The 15,038-nt window shown below is 71.7% G+C and carries 17 protein-coding genes; 8 read left to right on the top strand and 9 right to left on the bottom strand.

The genetic code is table 11. The features are described 5' to 3' along the window. Positions 1-23 precede the first annotated feature (23 nt). From mshB to ACF1G2_RS14860, 3 genes are all read left to right on the top strand, one after another. Positions 24-920, top strand: a complete 897-nt coding sequence (mshB, locus tag ACF1G2_RS14870) for an N-acetyl-1-D-myo-inositol-2-amino-2-deoxy-alpha-D-glucopyranoside deacetylase (protein WP_391798646.1) — start codon at positions 24-26, stop codon at positions 918-920. Next, positions 917-1,261, top strand: coding sequence for a DUF6113 family protein (locus ACF1G2_RS14865; protein ID WP_391798645.1), 345 nt, complete (start codon positions 917-919; stop codon positions 1,259-1,261). The genes mshB and ACF1G2_RS14865 overlap by 4 nt, the downstream gene beginning before the upstream one ends. Positions 1,262-1,446: 185 nt before the next feature. Beyond that, a complete protein-coding gene (locus tag ACF1G2_RS14860; RefSeq protein WP_391798644.1) occupies positions 1,447-3,645 on the top strand; it encodes a hypothetical protein in 2,199 nt (732 codons plus the stop codon). 74 nt (positions 3,646-3,719) lie between these two features. Here ACF1G2_RS14860 and ACF1G2_RS14855 read toward each other — a convergent pair whose 3' ends face one another. Together ACF1G2_RS14855 and ACF1G2_RS14850 are read right to left on the bottom strand one after the other, a co-directional pair. Beyond that, positions 3,720-5,294, bottom strand: a complete 1,575-nt coding sequence (locus tag ACF1G2_RS14855) for an alkaline phosphatase D family protein (RefSeq protein WP_391798643.1) — start codon at positions 5,292-5,294, stop codon at positions 3,720-3,722. Continuing rightward, the gene (locus tag ACF1G2_RS14850) at positions 5,291-5,869 is read right to left on the bottom strand and encodes a phosphoesterase (protein ID WP_391798642.1); all 579 of its coding nucleotides are present in this window, start codon (positions 5,867-5,869) and stop codon (positions 5,291-5,293) included. The genes ACF1G2_RS14855 and ACF1G2_RS14850 overlap by 4 nt, the downstream gene beginning before the upstream one ends. 174 nt (positions 5,870-6,043) lie before the next feature. Between ACF1G2_RS14850 and ACF1G2_RS14845 the strand changes: the two genes are divergently transcribed. Continuing rightward, on the top strand, positions 6,044-6,226 hold the full coding sequence (locus ACF1G2_RS14845) for a hypothetical protein (RefSeq protein WP_391798641.1): 183 nt from the start codon (positions 6,044-6,046) through the stop codon (positions 6,224-6,226). Between the two features lie 25 nt (positions 6,227-6,251). On the opposite strand, the gene ACF1G2_RS14840 is transcribed toward ACF1G2_RS14845, so the two are convergent. Together ACF1G2_RS14840 and ACF1G2_RS14835 are read right to left on the bottom strand one after the other, a co-directional pair. Continuing rightward, complete coding sequence (locus ACF1G2_RS14840; protein ID WP_391798640.1) at positions 6,252-7,124, bottom strand: hypothetical protein; 873 nt, start codon at positions 7,122-7,124, stop codon at positions 6,252-6,254. 249 nt (positions 7,125-7,373) lie between these two features. Then, positions 7,374-7,598 (bottom strand): hypothetical protein, encoded by a 225-nt coding sequence (locus ACF1G2_RS14835; protein WP_391798639.1) that lies wholly within the window; start codon positions 7,596-7,598, stop codon positions 7,374-7,376. 115 nt (positions 7,599-7,713) lie between these two features. Between ACF1G2_RS14835 and ACF1G2_RS14830 the strand changes: the two genes are divergently transcribed. After that, positions 7,714-8,556, top strand: coding sequence for a Scr1 family TA system antitoxin-like transcriptional regulator (locus tag ACF1G2_RS14830; RefSeq protein ID WP_391798638.1), 843 nt, complete (start codon positions 7,714-7,716; stop codon positions 8,554-8,556). After that, positions 8,525-8,761 (top strand): DUF397 domain-containing protein, encoded by a 237-nt coding sequence (locus tag ACF1G2_RS14825; protein WP_391798637.1) that lies wholly within the window; start codon positions 8,525-8,527, stop codon positions 8,759-8,761. The genes ACF1G2_RS14830 and ACF1G2_RS14825 overlap by 32 nt, the downstream gene beginning before the upstream one ends. Here ACF1G2_RS14825 and ACF1G2_RS14820 read toward each other — a convergent pair. From ACF1G2_RS14820 to ACF1G2_RS14810, 3 genes are all read right to left on the bottom strand, one after another. Further along, a complete protein-coding gene (locus tag ACF1G2_RS14820; protein ID WP_391798636.1) occupies positions 8,744-10,381 on the bottom strand; it encodes a protein kinase in 1,638 nt (545 codons plus the stop codon). The two genes, ACF1G2_RS14825 and ACF1G2_RS14820, sit on opposite strands and share 18 nt — an antisense overlap. Before the next feature lie 39 nt (positions 10,382-10,420). Next, a complete protein-coding gene (locus tag ACF1G2_RS14815) occupies positions 10,421-10,756 on the bottom strand; it encodes a hypothetical protein (RefSeq protein WP_391799028.1) in 336 nt (111 codons plus the stop codon). Positions 10,757-10,863: 107 nt separating this feature from the next. Next, positions 10,864-11,406 (bottom strand): DapH/DapD/GlmU-related protein, encoded by a 543-nt coding sequence (locus ACF1G2_RS14810; RefSeq protein ID WP_391798635.1) that lies wholly within the window; start codon positions 11,404-11,406, stop codon positions 10,864-10,866. Positions 11,407-11,499: 93 nt separating this feature from the next. Here ACF1G2_RS14810 and ACF1G2_RS14805 point away from each other — a divergent pair, with 93 nt between their 5' ends. Both ACF1G2_RS14805 and ACF1G2_RS14800 read left to right on the top strand, forming a co-directional pair. Beyond that, positions 11,500-12,381, top strand: coding sequence for a MerR family transcriptional regulator (locus ACF1G2_RS14805; RefSeq protein ID WP_391798634.1), 882 nt, complete (start codon positions 11,500-11,502; stop codon positions 12,379-12,381). A gap of 94 nt (positions 12,382-12,475) precedes the next feature. Next, the gene (locus ACF1G2_RS14800) at positions 12,476-14,296 is read left to right on the top strand and encodes an FG-GAP repeat domain-containing protein (protein WP_391798633.1); all 1,821 of its coding nucleotides are present in this window, start codon (positions 12,476-12,478) and stop codon (positions 14,294-14,296) included. Between the two features lie 34 nt (positions 14,297-14,330). Here the strand turns inward: ACF1G2_RS14800 and ACF1G2_RS14795 are convergent, their stop codons facing one another. Both ACF1G2_RS14795 and ACF1G2_RS14790 read right to left on the bottom strand, forming a co-directional pair. After that, entirely contained in the window at positions 14,331-14,720 is a 390-nt protein-coding gene (locus ACF1G2_RS14795) for a VOC family protein (protein ID WP_391798632.1), read from the bottom strand. After that, a complete protein-coding gene (locus ACF1G2_RS14790; protein ID WP_391798631.1) occupies positions 14,717-15,019 on the bottom strand; it encodes an ArsR/SmtB family transcription factor in 303 nt (100 codons plus the stop codon). The genes ACF1G2_RS14795 and ACF1G2_RS14790 overlap by 4 nt, the downstream gene beginning before the upstream one ends. Between the last annotated feature and the right edge of the window lie 19 nt (positions 15,020-15,038).

Genomic DNA, 15,038 nt, shown 5'->3' with positions numbered 1-15,038 from the left:
GCCCCGCCTCGTAGGGTGGGGCCATGACGGTTCTCCCAGCCCGTCGTCTGCTCCTGGTGCACGCGCACCCCGACGACGAGTCGATCAACAACGGCGCCACCATGGCCAGGTACGCGGCCGAGGGCGCCCAGGTCACGCTCGTGACCTGCACACTCGGCGAGGAGGGCGAGGTCATCCCGCCCGCGCTCGCCCACCTCGCACCCGACCGGGAGGACCGGCTCGGCGCCCATCGCGTCGGCGAGCTCGCCGACGCGATGAAGGAGCTGGGCGTCACCGACCACCGCTTCCTCGGCGGCCCCGGCCGCTTCCGCGACTCCGGAATGATGGGCGTCGAGCAGAACCGGCGCCCGAACGCCTTCTGGAACACCGACATCGACACCGCCGCCGCGTACCTCGTCGAGATCATCCGTGAGACCCGCCCCCAGGTCCTGGTCACCTACGACCCCGACGGCGGCTACGGACACCCCGACCACATCCAGGCCCACCGCGTCGCCATGCGCGCCGCCGAGCTGGCCGCGGACGCCGCGTACCGCCCCGACCTCGGCCCCGCCCACGCGATCGCGAAGATCTACTGGAACCGGGTCCCGCGCCCCGTCGCCGAGGCCGCGTTCGCCCGCCTCCGAGCCGAGGGCGCCGGCTTCCCCGGCATCGCGGACATCGACGACGTACCGGGTGTCGTCGAGGAGTCCCTGATCACCGCCGAGATCGACGGCGACACCGCCTGGGCGGCCCGGAAAACCGCCGCGATGCGGGCCCATGCCACCCAAATCGCCGTCGAAGGCCCCTTCTTCGCTCTCTCCAACGACCTGGGGCAGCCGATCCTCACCACGGAGTACTACCAGTTGGTGCGGGGTACGCCCGGCGCACCGGCCGGCGTGCGCGAGAACGACCTCTTCGCGGGTGTGGGTGAGGACGCGTGAACCTCCGGATCGTCTGGTACGTCGTGTTCCTCGTCCTCGGCGCCCTCGTGGGCGTGGCCGGCTCGATCGCCCAACCCGCCTGGTTCCCCGGCGGGTTGTTCCTCGCCCTGCTCGCCACCGCCGGAGTCTTCTACGGCGGGCTGCGGGCCACCGACACCCAGCTGGGCATCCTGGCCCCGGCGGTCGGCTGGCTCGTCGCCGTCGTGCTGCTCAGCGTCGGACGCCCGGAGGGCGACGGGCTCTTCGGCGGCGGAGTCTCGGAGATGATCTATCTTCTCGGAGGCCTGGCGATCGCTGTGATGTGTGCCACGGTGGCGAGGATTCCTCGACCGACCGTGTGACCAGGGTGACTTGGGGGGAGCTTCGGTGAAGGAGTGCCCCGACTTCGGCCGGAATGCCCCGTACTGGATCCCCTGCGATCGGGTGCGATTCGGCGACGGCCAGTATGGTGGTGCGCGCCGCCGAGCCGCCCGGGTACACGAGCACCAGCAAGAGCGGGCGGTGGAGCCAACCGGGAGATCCTGCTTTGAGTCGTGAAACTGGTCGAGAGACTGATAGTTCGTCCTCCGGCGCCCAGGGGCGCGGTGGAGCCGCGTACCCGTCGGGCACGCCGCCGTACGGATCCCGTCAGTATCCGTCGCTCCACCCCACGCAGGACGGAACGGACGAGACGTCCGGAAGCACCGGCACGCACCCCGCTCCGCCGCTGCCGGAGGAGCCGAAGACCGAGACCACGCTGACCACGCGGATCCGGATCAACATCCCGGGCTCGCGGCCGATCCCGCCCGTGGTGGTCCGCAAGCCGGTCGGTGACGCCTCCTCGGAGTCCGCGAGCGCCCCGGCCGCCGAGAAGGCGCCCGCGCCCGCGCCGAAGGCTCCCGCCCCGGCTCCCGCGCCCGCACCCGCTCCCGCCGAGGCCGAGGTGCCCCAGGCGGAGGAGAAGCCGACCAGCGACTGGTTCGCCCCGCGCAAGGCGGCGCCCGGCGCTCCGGCCGGCCCCGCGGATCCGGCTGCTTCGGGCGCTCCGTCCCCTCCGGCCGGAAAGTCGGGTCTGTCCGAGCTGTCCCAGTCGGCCCCCGGCCCAGGCGCTCCCGGCCCCCGCCCGTCCGGACCCGGTGCCTCCGGTCCGGGGCGTACGCCTCCCGCGGGTGTACGGCCTCCGGCCCCGGGCTCCGGCCCGAACCGCGGTGCCGGTTTCGCCGGTCCCGCGACGGGTGGCATCCCGCGCGTCGGCGGCGCGTCGATCTCGGCCACCCCCGCGTCCGGTACGCCCATGTTCCTCGCGACCCCGCCCCAGGACGAGGCCGCGTACGGCCCCGGCGGGGCGCCCTACGCCCAGGGCGCCGGTGGCGGCCCGCAGGCGCCGTCCGGCCCGACCACGGGCCCGGTCACGGGCAGCAGCCCGATCGGCGGCGCTCCGGCCGGCGGACGACCGGCCGGAGGCGGCCCCACCGGCGGTGCCCCGATGAGCGGCGCTCCGATGGGCGGCGCCCCCATGGGCGGTGACCCCTTCCCGGGCGCCCCGGTGATGTCCGACGACACCGCGGTCCTGACGCCGCAGAAGCCCGGTCCGGTGACCCCGCCCCCCGGCCCCGCCGGCCATGTCTCCGGGGACACGCTCACCAGCGGTATCCCGGTCGTGCCCTCGGGCCCCGACCTGACGCCCAGGCTCCCCGACCGCGGCTTCTCCGAGCCGGAGTTCGTCGGCGGCGCACCGGCCCCGGCCGCGCCCCGCCCCGCGCCCTCCTCCTCGGGGCGCGGTTCCGCCCCGGCGAAGAAGGGCCGCTCCAAGCTGGTCCTCGTCGGTGTCGGCGTCTTCGGCCTGGCCGGTGTCGCCTACGGCGCCGGACTCCTCCTCAACCACTCCGACGTCCCCAAGGGCACGACCGTCCTCGGCGTCGACATCGGCGGCGGTACGAAGGAGGAGGCGGTCAACAGGCTGGAGGCCGCCCTCGGCAAGCGCGCCCACGCCCCGCTCAAGCTCAACGTGGGCGGCAAGAACGTCGAGCTCGCTCCCGACAAGGCGGGCCTCACCCTGGACAGCCAGGAGACCGTCCGCGCCGCCGCGGGCAGCGACTACAACCCCGTCTCCGTGATCGGCTCCCTCTTCGGCGGCGAGCGCGTCGCCGAGCCGAAGCTGCCGGTCGACGAGGAGAAGCTGGCCGTCGCCCTCTCCGACGTGGCCGGTGCCTCCGGCTCGGCCACCGAGGGCACGATCACGTTCTCCCCGGGCAAGGTCACCGCCGTGGAGGGCAAGCCGGGCAAGGGCCTGGACGTCGGCCGCTCGATGATCTTCGTCAAGGACGCCTTCCGCGCCCAGGTCGAGACCGGCCAGACGAAGCCGGTCGAACTCCCGGTCGTCACCCGCCAGCCCACGATCACCAAGGCGGAGCTGGATCGGGCCATGAAGGAGTTCGCCAAGCCCGCCATGTCCGACGTGATCCTGATCAAGGCGGGCCCCAAGGAGATCAAGTTCGGTCCGGCGCGGTCGCTGCCGCAGATCCTCTCCATGAAGGCCGTCAACGGCCGTCTGGTCGAGGTCTACGACAAGAAGGCGATCGACCGGCTCCTCGACGGCGTCTTCGACGGCATCATGATCACCAAGGCCGACGGCAAGCAGCACCAGGTCTCCGCCGACGACGTCGCCTTCGTCATGCGCGACGCGCTGCTGGGCAAGACGACCGCCGAACGGACGAAGACCATCGACCTCACCGGCCAGGGCTGATCACCCGGAGCCGCGAGCACGCGCGGACGCCCGTCCCGCCGGTCACGACCGGCGGGACGGGCGTCTTCGCGTGGTCAGTCCCTGCGGTACTGCGCCGGCGAGTTCTTCGTCGCCGGGTCCTCGTACGAGCCCGCCGTCCCGCGGTCCACATGGAACGTGGTCAGCGTCGAGACGGGGGAGACCGCGTCACGGCGGTCGTCGATCACCCGCATGTGGGCGCTGAAACGCTCCGGCGTGACCTCGTAGACGTCGTAGCCGTAGCGGTTGCCCTCGAAGTACTTCAGGTGCGGGTTGCCCGCGCCCATGACCGGGCCGTTCGTGGCGTTCCAGCTCGCCGAGTACGCCCCCGAGGTCACCGAGTGCGCCGTGAACTCCGTACCGATGACCGGCGACGAGACGTCGTCGAAGTCCGGCCGGATGTCGTCGACGAACGCCGAGTGCCAGTCGCCCGTGATGACGACCAGGTCTTCCATACCGGTGCTGTGCACATGGCCGAGGACCTCCTTGCGCTCGGCGAGGAAGCCGTCCCACTGGTCGGTGAACATGTACGAGCCGCCGGGACGGGACCGCAGCTGGCTCAGCATGATCGAGTTGGCCCAGACGTGCCAGGTGTCCGGGGCCCGGTCGATGTTCCGCTTCAGCCACCCCTTCTGCCCGGCACCGAGGATCGTGCCGTCGGCGAGGTTCTGCGCCGAGCGGTACGACCGCAGGTCGAGGACGGTCAGCTCCAGCAGGTCGCCCCAGCGGCGCACCCGGTGGATCTCGGGGTCCGGCAGCGCGGTCGCGCCGCCGGCGCCCCCCTCGCGGTGCGGCATGTTCTCGTACCAGGCCTGGTACGCGGCCGCCCGCCGCTGCATGAACGGCGCGCCCCCGCCCGTACCGGAGTAGTCGTTGACGACCTCGTGGTCGTCCCACGTCAGGAACCACGGGTGCGCGGCGTGAGCCTCGCGCAGGGAGGCGTCGCCCTTGTAGAGCGCGTGCCGGCGGCGGTAGTCGGCGACCGTGAAGATCCCCGGGCCCTCGTGGTCGCGGACGTGGTCGGCCGGGACTCCGCCGACCTGGCCGTGCTCGTAGATGTAGTCGCCGAGGTGGACGACGAAGTCGACGTTCTCGCGGGCGATGCCCCGGTGGGCCGCGTAGAAACCGTCGTGGAACGCCTGGCAGTTGGCGGCGGCGAAGCGCACCGAGGAGACGCGGCCGACGGGCGCGGTCTTCGTGCGGCCGATGCGGCTCCGCCGGCCCAGCGCCTTGAAGGCGTACCAGTAGCGGGTGTTCGGCCGAAGTCCGGAGACCGGGACGTGCACGCTGTGGCCGAGCGTCGCCGAGGCGGGCACGGTGCCCTCGGCCACGATGCGCCTGAGCTGGGCGTCGGTGGCGACGACCCACTGGACCTCGACGATCTCCGACAGCTTCTGCTCGGCTGCCAGCGGCTCGGGGGCGAGCCGGGTCCACAGCAGGACGCTGTCGGGCTGCGGGTCGCCGGACGCGACGCCGAGGGTGAAGGGCGCCGGGTCGTAGTCGGCGCCCAGCGCCTGGGCGGCTTCCAGGGCCTGCGCGGGCGAGAGCCCGGCGGCCAGCGGCCAGGCGAGGTTCAGGGCACCGGCGGCTCCGGCGGCCTTCAGCAGATCGCGTCGGTTGAGCCTGGTCACTTGCGTCCCTCCGTGGCGTGCAGCGTGAGCGATATGGAGTCGGCGTAGCCGTCGTTGGACGTCCCGCCGCCGCTGCGGGTGAAGACGAGCAGGACCCGCGCGGAGCGCGCCGTACGCGGCACCTGCGCGGTCGCCGTGCGCTCCAGGAGCGCGGTACGGGAGAGCCGCTCGCCCGCGGTCACCGGGCCGAGCACGGACAGGGCGACCGGGGTCCCCTGGGCGTTGCGGAACTCCACGGACAGCCGGGCGCCGTCCTCCTGCGTGGCGTACCCGCCCAGCCAGCCGGCGAGCGTGTACCGCACCCGCCCGGCGTCGATGTGCCGCCACCCCGTGGTGCCCGTCCGCGGCAGGACGATGTCCTGGACGAGAGCGGTGCGCGGGCTGTTGCCGCCGGAGAAGAACCGCGTGCCACGGGCGGCGGGCCCGGGGTCCGCGGGCCCCGGGTAGCCGTTGCCCCGGCTGTACGCGATGAGCGCGGGCGCTCCTTCCCGCACCTCCCAGCCGGTCACACCGGTGACCGGCTCGGCGGACCCGCCGGGCCCGCTCTCCGCGTCTCCGTTGACTACGAGATTCACTCGAGCCTCCTCGATCAAGCGCTGTTCGTCGTACAAATGGCGCGTGTATCGCAGCACTCGGGAGTGAACTCTCGACGTCCGATCGGGGAACGGCGACCGCGAGTTGTACAGACAACTCTCGGGTAGGGAAGGGTGATTGTCGCATCGATACCCGCTGCGCGAGAGAATGTGTGTATGACCGACGAGCAGAATCCCGTATCGGCCGCGGCCGCAGCGCCCACGCCTCGCTGCATGGAGCCCGGACCGGACAGCTGGGACCTCTTCCTTCAGGGCAACTTCTTCTGCGAGCTGCCGCGCGGCCACGACGGACTGCACTTCGAGACGGGTGCACCCCGTAAATGGTGGGCCGGAGAGTAGGCAGGAAGTCGCCGACGCGTACGCCCTACAGGCGCCGTCGGAGGGCCGCGCGGGCCAGGGAAGGGCCGGTCTGTGCGGTGGCGGTGGCGGAGGAGGCCGTGGAGGGCCGACGGCAGCCCCCGCAATGGTCCTCGTCGGCCAACGGCAGGAACAGGTACGGCTGTACGTGAAGCCCGCTCTCGCACTCGCGGAGCGCGGCCACCCGGGGGGCCGGAGGCGCCGGCGCGACCGGCGGCACTTCGCGGAGGATGTACCGCAACAGCCCGCCGGGGCGGTGGATGGGACTGCCGCGGCCCGGCAGGCAACGGGCGACGGCGTCCCGTACGGCGTCGGCCATGTGCCCGGCCTCCAGCCAGCGGGCCGCGAGGCCCGTCAGCTCGGGAAGCATGGCGCGCGGAACGCGCAGCCGGGGATCGAGGTCGGGCAGCTCGTCGACGAGACGGCGGGCTTCGGCGTCTTCCGGCACCAGGGGCGGGGGAGGGATGGAGGTGTTCTCCCTGGATGTCCTTTCTGGATGACGGCCGACGGCCCGACCGGTCGGCTCACCGGCGGCCGGACGGGTGTCCGTCGGAGCGCCGCAGCGCGCCGCCGAGGCCTCGGCCGGGCTCAACGGCACGTTGGAGACGAGCTGCCGGGTGGCCCAGAGCCCGCGTGCGCCCTGCTCGCGCCACTCGTGGAGATAGCCGGCCGCCTTCAACTGCCCCTTGGCGCGCAGGAAGGCGACCTTGCGGATGCCCGCCCGTTCGGCGGTCTTGGAGAGCGGCTCGTTGACGCCGTCGGGCAGCGAGAGCTGCCAGCACAGCAGCCGTACCGCGTCGGAATTGAGATCGGGGTGGCGCAGGATCTCGTGGGGGATCTGACTGAAGCGCCGAGTGGGCGCGTTAGCATGACGAAGCATTCCGGGTGCCTCCCGTGGCACTCGAAGTGAAGGCCCTCGGCGCTGGCTGCAACCAGCTCGGGGGCCGCTTTTGTGCTCACCGTACCGCAAGCTCCGTGACCGGATGGTCACTTGGTGTGACAGTGCACAGGTCGCACCGGCAGGGCGGAAATCGGAGAATCGATTCGACCGGCACGTCTGCCCGCCGGGGCGTGTACGTCCTCGCCTCGGACCAGGTCCGCCCGCCGTCGCGCGAGACACGCAGCCGCATCACCACTCCCCGCCGTACCGCTGCTGCTTCTCGCGCAGCCAGTCCTGGATCTCCCGCGTCTCGCGGGGGGTGGCGGGCCGGAGGTCGGAGGAGCGGATCGTGGCCACGAAGTGCACGAACCGCACGCGCCGGTGGACTCCGTCCACGCCGATGACCTTGCCGGGGCCGTAGACGTCGGTTCCGGTATGGGCGACGAAGGCGCCTGGACCATGGGGGGTTTGCATTGAGTGCGAGCCCTTTCGCTCTGTGTGTTGCTCCGGTCACACAGTGGCGTGGATCACGTTACGCTCGACAGGGGTCCGCATGTGACAACGCAACCAGCACGTCGGGGAGTTGGCCATGGCAATCGAGGACAATCCCGAGTCGCGCCGAAAATACGGTGAAGAGCTGAAACGCCGAAGAGAAGCGGCGGGGCTCACCCAGGAGGGCCTCAGCGAACTGACGATCATCTCGCGCACCCACCTGGCCCACATGGAGGCGGGCAGACGCCGCCCGGACGTGGGGGACGCGCGGCGTTTGGACCAGGTGCTGGACGCCGGGGGCTTTTTCGAGCGGTTCCTGCCGGCGCTGGACGGGAAGGCGGTGGCGGAGCACTTCGCGGAGGCGTTGGAGTTCGAGGGCCAGGCGACGACGATCCGGGTGTATGCGCCGACGCTGGTCCCCGGCGTGCTCCAGACCCGGGCGTACGCCGAAGAAGTTCTCACCTCGGGCCCCGAACCCAAGAGCGACGACGAATGTGACAGGCTCCTCGTCACAAGGCTCGAACGGGCCCGCATCCTGGAGAACTTCGACTCCCCGATGTTCTGGGTGATCCTCGACGAGGCCGTGCTGCGACGGAGGATAGGCGGCCCGGCGGTGATGTGCGAGCAGCTCTGTCACATCGTGCGCCTGGCGGAGCGCCGCCGGATTCGAGTGCACGTACTGCCGTTCAGCGCGGGTGCACACACGCTTCTGGAGGGGTTTGTCTCCTTGATGTGGTTCGAGGACCAGCCCCCGATCGCGTACGTGGAAGGGCTCAACAGCGGTCGTGTCTGGGAGTCTCCGGACATGGTTCGGGCATGTCAGCTCGACTACGATCACGCACTGGGTGACGCGCTGTCCCACTGCGAGTCGCTAGCTCTGATCAGGTCCGTTGCGAAGGAATACGAACATGCATCACAGCAGCACGACGAGCATCCCTGACGCCTCGGTCGTCCCCGCCTGGCGGAAGTCCTCCTACAGCGGTGGCGACAGCGGCAACTGCCTCGAAGTCAACGACGCAGCCTGTCCCGCTCACGTCCCCGTCCGGGACAGCAAGAACCCCTCCGGCCCTGCGCTCCTCTTCCCCGCTCCCGCCTGGGCGGTGTTCGTCGACGGGGTCAAGCGGTCGTCACTTGGGCATCGCTGACACGGCGGCCCTGGCGATCCGGACGGCCTCGTCCTCACACGTCGAGTTGGGGTGCCGGTCGCCCGTCAGCATGACCCAGACGGTGAGGTTGCCGTCGCGGACGTTCAAGGAGCAGTTCCAGTCGCCGCGGAACGGGTCCCAGGTGGCCTCGTCGCCGAAGTCGACGCCTTCCGCGCGGACGAACTGATCCTGGTCGAAGGTCTCGTCGGCGCGCTCGGTACCGTTCCCGTCCGCGCTGGTCGTCCTTATCAGGGTCCAGCGGACGACCGCGTCCGGCGTATCCCCCGCGTACAGCTCCGTCTCCTTGGTGTACCAGGAGCAGCGGGTCACGTAGACGGGGCTGTTCTCGACGCTGCTGTCCTGGTCCGTGCGCCGGGCCGGCAGGGGCAGGGTCGGGGCCGCGTCCGCGCAGGTCGGTAGTTTCGTGTACCTGTCCGCCGGGTTCTTCGCCGAGCCGCCCGTACCACCGTCCCCGCCGTCGTCGCTCTGGAGCGTGAGGTACGTGCCCACTCCCGCGCCCGCCAGTACCGTGACCGCCGCCACCAGGGCCACGAGCCTGCCGCGCCTGCGCGGCGCGCGGGTGGTGGGGGCGGGCGCGGGTTCCGATGCCGTCGCCGTGACGGTCTCGGCGTCCGGGGCGGGCTCCCGTGCCGGGGCGGGCTCCCGTGCCGGGACGGGCTCGGGTGCCGGTGGGGGCGAGGGGGGCGTACCGTCCTCGACGTCGTCGTCGCCGCCCAACAGGGCCTCCAGCCGGTCCTTCTGTTCGGCGATCAGCTCGTGGACGGCGGGCGGCCACGGACGGGTCGCCGGGGAGACCGGACCGAGCAGCTTCCTGAGGTCGGCCAGGGACGGGCGCTCCGACGGGTTCTTGGCGAGGCAACGGGCGACGGTTCCGCGCAGGTCCTTCGGTACTCCGCCGAGGTCGGGCTTGGAGTTGACCACGTTGAACAGGGTCATCAGGGTCGAGTCCGCCGCGAAGGGCGAGCGCCCGGTCGACGCGAAGGCGAGGACGGCGCCGAGCGAGAAGACGTCGCTCGCCGGGGTGAGGTCCTTGGTCTCGGCCTGCTCGGGCGACATGAACGGCGGCGAGCCGATCACCCAGCCGGTCTGGGTCAGTGCGGTGGCCGCTTCCGGTTCGGCCGCACGGGCGATGCCGAAGTCGATCACGCGGACGCCGTCCTCGGCGAGCAGGACGTTCTCCGGCTTGAGGTCACGGTGGATGAGGCCCACCCGGTGGATCTCGTCGAGCGCCGTCACCAGGCCCAGCGCCAGCCGGCGTACGGTCTCGGCGGGCAGCGGACCGGTGGAGTTCACGGCCGCTCCGAGGGAGGGGCCTGGCACGAACACCGAGGCGAGCCACGGCAGCTCGGCATCGGCGTCCGCGTCCATGACGGCGGCGGTATAGGCGCCGGAGACGCGGCGCGAGGCGACGACCTCGCGCTGGAACCGTGTACGGAAGCCGTCCTCGGCGGCGAACCGCCGGTGCACCTGCTTCACCGCGGCGAGGCGGCCGTCGGGAGCGGCTCCGAGGAAGACCCGGCCCATTCCGCCGCTTCCCAGCTCGGTCAGCAGCCGGTACGGTCCGGCCTCCATCGGCATGCCTGCGTCAAGCGGTCTCATCACGGCCCCCTCGGACCTCCCCTGGATCCGGGGCCGATCTTATGGGGTGGCCGCCGCGCGCGGGCCGGGACAGTCGAGGAAGCGGAGCAGCACCTCGGCCTCCGCGCGGAGTCGCGCGGCCCGGTCGGCGTGGGCGGGCGCGGTGAGCTGCTCGGCGGCCTCCAGACGCTCTGCTGCCTCGGCGCGGACAAGCTCCACCACGGTGTGCTCGCTCAGCTCCTGCCGTACGGCCTCCGTGGCCCCGACACCGGCCGGAGAGGCCTCGAGGGCGGTGCCACGGAGCTGGTCCTCGGTCAGGGGAACGGCCTCGGCGTTGTCGAGCGCGGCGAGCGTCGAACGCAGGGCGCTCACCGCCGCCTTGTCGCGGGCGCGCATGGCGACGGGCAGGGCTTCACGCATACGAAGGCGTATCGACATGTCGGCGACCCTATGCGCGCGCCAGGGCGCCCACAACGCGATATGCGGCCTCGAAGGGGCCCCCCTCACCACGTGCGCCGCACGGTCGCCTTCCCACCGGTCACCAGGCTCGCCGGCGGAACGTCGTCGGCCACGACCGCGCCGGCGGCGATCACGGCGTCACGGCCGATGCTGACGCCGGGCAGGATGGTGGCACCGGCACCGATCCAGACGTTCTCCGCCACGTCGATGGGCGCGCCGGTGAGGTACAGCCGCCGCTCCTCGGGATCGACCGGGTGGCCACCGGTGATGAAGGTGACCTTCGGTCCGACCATCACCCGCTCGCCGAGGCGGATGCCGGCGTAGTCCAGGAACGTGCAGTTCTGGTTGATGAAGACCCGCTCGGCGAGGTCGAGGTTCAAGCCGTGGTCCGTGTAGAAGGGCGGATAGATCGTGACTCTCGGTGGCAGCGGCTTGCCGAGGATCAGTGCGAACAGCTCCGCCTTGCCCACCTCGTCCTCGAAGGGCAGGACGTTCAGGCGGGAGGTGAGCTCGGTGACCCGCAGGACCCTCTCGGCCATGGCCTGGAACTCGTCGCTGTGGATGCGCATGAGCCGGTCGCTGGACATGCCGGGATCCCTTCGGAGTACGTCGAGCCTGGGGTCAAGGTATCGACCGGCGGCCTTGCGTCTCCCCCAAGGGGAGGTCCCAGAGTGGTCCGCATGGACGGCGACACGCTCTTCTCGATCGGTGAACTGGCGCGGCGGACCGGTGTGACGGTCAAGGCCGTGCGGTTCTACTCCGACGAGGGGATCGTGCCGCCCCTCGACCGCACCCCCGCCGGCCACCGCCTCTACGGCGTCGACGCCGTCGCACGCCTCGACCTCGTACGGACGCTTCGCGACCTGGGGTTCGGGCTTCCCGGCATCCGGAAGGTCCTGGACCGGGAGGCCTCGCTCGCCGAGGTGGCCGCCGCCCACGCCGAGGCGCTCGACGTGCAGATCCGCACGCTGAGGCTGCGGCGCGCGGTGCTGACGGCGGTGGCCGGTCGGGGCTCTACCCCGGAGGAGATGGACCTCATGCACAAGCTGGCGAAACTGTCCGCAGCCGAACGTGAACGTCTGATCGCGGAGTTCCTCGACGCCGCCTGCACCGGACTCGACCCGGGCGTCGTCCGCTCCATGACGCCGGATCTGCCCGACGATCCCGACGACGCGCAGGTCGCGGCGTGGGTGGAGCTGGCCGAGCTGACGCAGGACCCGGAGTTCGTGGCCGACACGCGGCGCCTGACCGAGCGGGTCTCCGCCGCCCGGGCCGGCGGCGGCGCGCCCCCGCGTCCCGACATCGTGGCCGTCGTACGCGAGAGGGCCGACCTCGCCCTCGACCCCGCCTCGCCGGAGGCCGGGGCGATCGTCGCCCACGTCACGGCCCACCCCGCATGCCCGGACGACCTCCCCGCGTACCTGAAGGCCGCGACCGACCCCCGCCGCGTTCGGTACCTCCAGCTCCTCGCCCGCATCAACGGCTGGCCACCCCCGGAGTCTCCGGCCCCGGCCGTCGACTGGTTCCTGCGAGCACTGCGCAGGACGGTGCCGCAGACCTGAGCAGCGGCTCGTACAACCCCTTCTCCTGTTCGGTGGTCGAACGGGTGGCGCGCACCGGTGCGTGTCTGCCCGCCCGTTCAGGAGAAGTGACGTGATGTCCAGCCGCATGCCCAGGCGCCGTCTCGGCGCCGCCGTCGCCGCCGTCCTTGCCGTCACCCTCGGAGCGGGCGTTCTGACCGCCGCGCCGGCGGGTGCCCTCGTCTCCGCCCGGACGTCCTCGGCGGCGGACCCGGTCGAGGTCCGATCGCTCCTGCCGGGCACCCACCTGCTGGGCGGGGGCAGCGCGGGGTACTTCACGAGCGTGTCCGTCGGCGACGATGACATGAGCAAGACGGTGCGCTGGACCCCCTACGGTCCGGGCCCGTCCCGTGACATGTCCTTCAGAACGGACGTGCACATCACCGACACGTCCGGGGACCTCCTGGTCGTGTCCTCCGAGGGGTTCGGGGCCACGGCCACGAACCTGGCCACGGGGGAGTCGTTCGGCCCGGACGAGGTACCCGGCACGCTGGATCTGGAGTACCGGGGCACCGCCGGCGAGGCTCTGTTCGTCCTCGCGAAGGCGGAGCTGTTCATGAAGGCGCAGGACTCCGGCCAGCGCCGCGTGACAGGCCTGCCGGAAGGGACACGGTACGAACGCGTGGTGCCGGCCGCCGCCGGGCAGGGCCTGCTCACCTACAGCACCGCGGCGGGCGAACGCCGGCGCGGGCTCATCGACCTGGCCACCGCCTCCGTCACGGAGACCTTCCCGTATCCGGCGGGCCCGTGGGGCCGCGATGCCGCCGTCTCCGGCGAACGCTTCGCCTGGGTCGAGGGCGACACGGCCACGAACACGCTCAGGGTCGTGGTCCGGGACCGCGCGAGCGGAGCCGAGAGCACCGTGACGGTCCCGGGGACCGCGGCCGACCACGGACCCGACATCGAACTGCTCGGTGACTGGCTGATGTACGACGGGACCGCCCGCCACCTGCGGTCGGGCGAGACCGTCGAGGTGCTCGACCACACCTCCACCTCGCACACCACCCCCGACGGCACGGCCAAGATCACAGAGGGCCGTTCCGCCGCGCACGGCGCCGGTGTCTTCCGTATCGCCCCGACCGCGGAGGGCCGGCCGGGCGTCCAGCTCCTGGCCCACCTGGGCACCGACGCCTCGGTGACCCACGACCTGGACAACGACGGCTCCCCGGACCTGCTCGGCCGTGACTCCTCGGGCACGTTGTGGAGGGACAGCCCGGGAGACGGCCGCCAGGCATATGCGATCCGCTCCGGCTGGCACATCTACGACAAGACCGAGGTCGTCGGGAACATCGCCGGCTATGGGCATACCGCGGATGTGATCGCCCGTGACAAGGACGGCGTCCTCTGGCTCCACCAGCCTTCAGGCAGCGGCTTCCTCTCGCGCACGCAGATCGGCGGAGGCTGGCAGACGTACGCGACCATCACCGGCGGCAGCGACCTCACCGGGGACGGGCGACCGGACGTCGTCGCCGGCGACAAGGCCGGCACCCTCTGGCTCTACGAGAGCACCGGCCTCACCTCCCGCCCCTTCGAGGCCCGCAAGCGGATCGGCACCGGCTGGCAGATCTACGACCAGCTCGCCGCCGTGGGAGAGCTCGCCGGCGGTCCGGCGGGCGATCTCGTCGCCCGTGACAGGGAGGGCGTGCTGTGGCTCTACCTCGGCAAGGGCGACGGCACCTTCACCCAGCGCACCCGCATCGGCGGCGGCTGGCAGATCTACGCCCAGCTCATCGGCGCGGGAGACGTCGACCACGACGGCAGGGCCGACCTCTTCGCCACCCACCCGGGCTCGAAGACCGTCTACGTCTACTCCGGCACCGGCGACCGCCACCGGCCGTTCCGCGCCCGCACGCTCACCGACATCCACGCGGGGCGTACGTACAACCACATGAGCTGAACCCGTCAGCCGTGGGCGGGCGGGACGGCGCCCCCTACGGCTGCGTCGCGATCTGGATCAGGTTGCCGCAGGTGTCGTCGAGGACCGCCGTGGTGACGGGGCCCATCTCCAGGGGGTCCTGGACGAAGCGGACGCCCAGGGCGGTCAGGCGCTCGTGTTCCGCGTGGACGTCGTCGACGGCGAACTGGGCGAGCGGGATGCCGTCGCCGACGAGCGCGTCACGGTAGGCCTTGACGGCCGGGTGGCCGGCGGGCTCCAGGAGGAGTTCGGTGCCTTCGGGCTCGTCGGCGGAGACGACGGTCAGCCACCGGTCCTTCTCGCCCACCGGGACGTCGTGCTTCTTCACGAAGCCGAGGATCTCGGTGTAGAAGTGCAGGGCCTTCGCCTGGTCGTCGACGAAGACGCTGGTCAGACGGATCTTCATGGGGTGCTCTCCCGCGGTCCGGAGGTGTCGGGCACGAGCCACCGCTCGGCGATCTGCCGCAGCGGGGCCGTGTTCAGGTCGTGGAACTTGTAGCGCCCCTCCCGCCTCGTCTCGACCAGGCCGGCCGCCTCCAGCACCGCGAGGTGCTGGGAGACCGCCTGGCGCGAGATGCCGAGCTGGTGCTTCATGCTCAGTCGCGAACAGATCTCGAACAGTGTCTGTCCGGACCTCTCCGTCAGCTCGTCGAGGATCGTGCGGCGGGTGGGGTCGGCCAAGGCTTTGAAGACGTCGTCGGCCACGGCTCCAGGATAGGCAAGT

This window comes from Streptomyces sp. NPDC013457 (genome assembly GCF_043089925.1).
In the GTDB taxonomy this organism is placed as follows: Bacteria; Actinomycetota; Actinomycetes; order Streptomycetales; family Streptomycetaceae; genus Streptomyces.
This window is presented reverse-complemented; position numbering and strand designations above follow the sequence as displayed.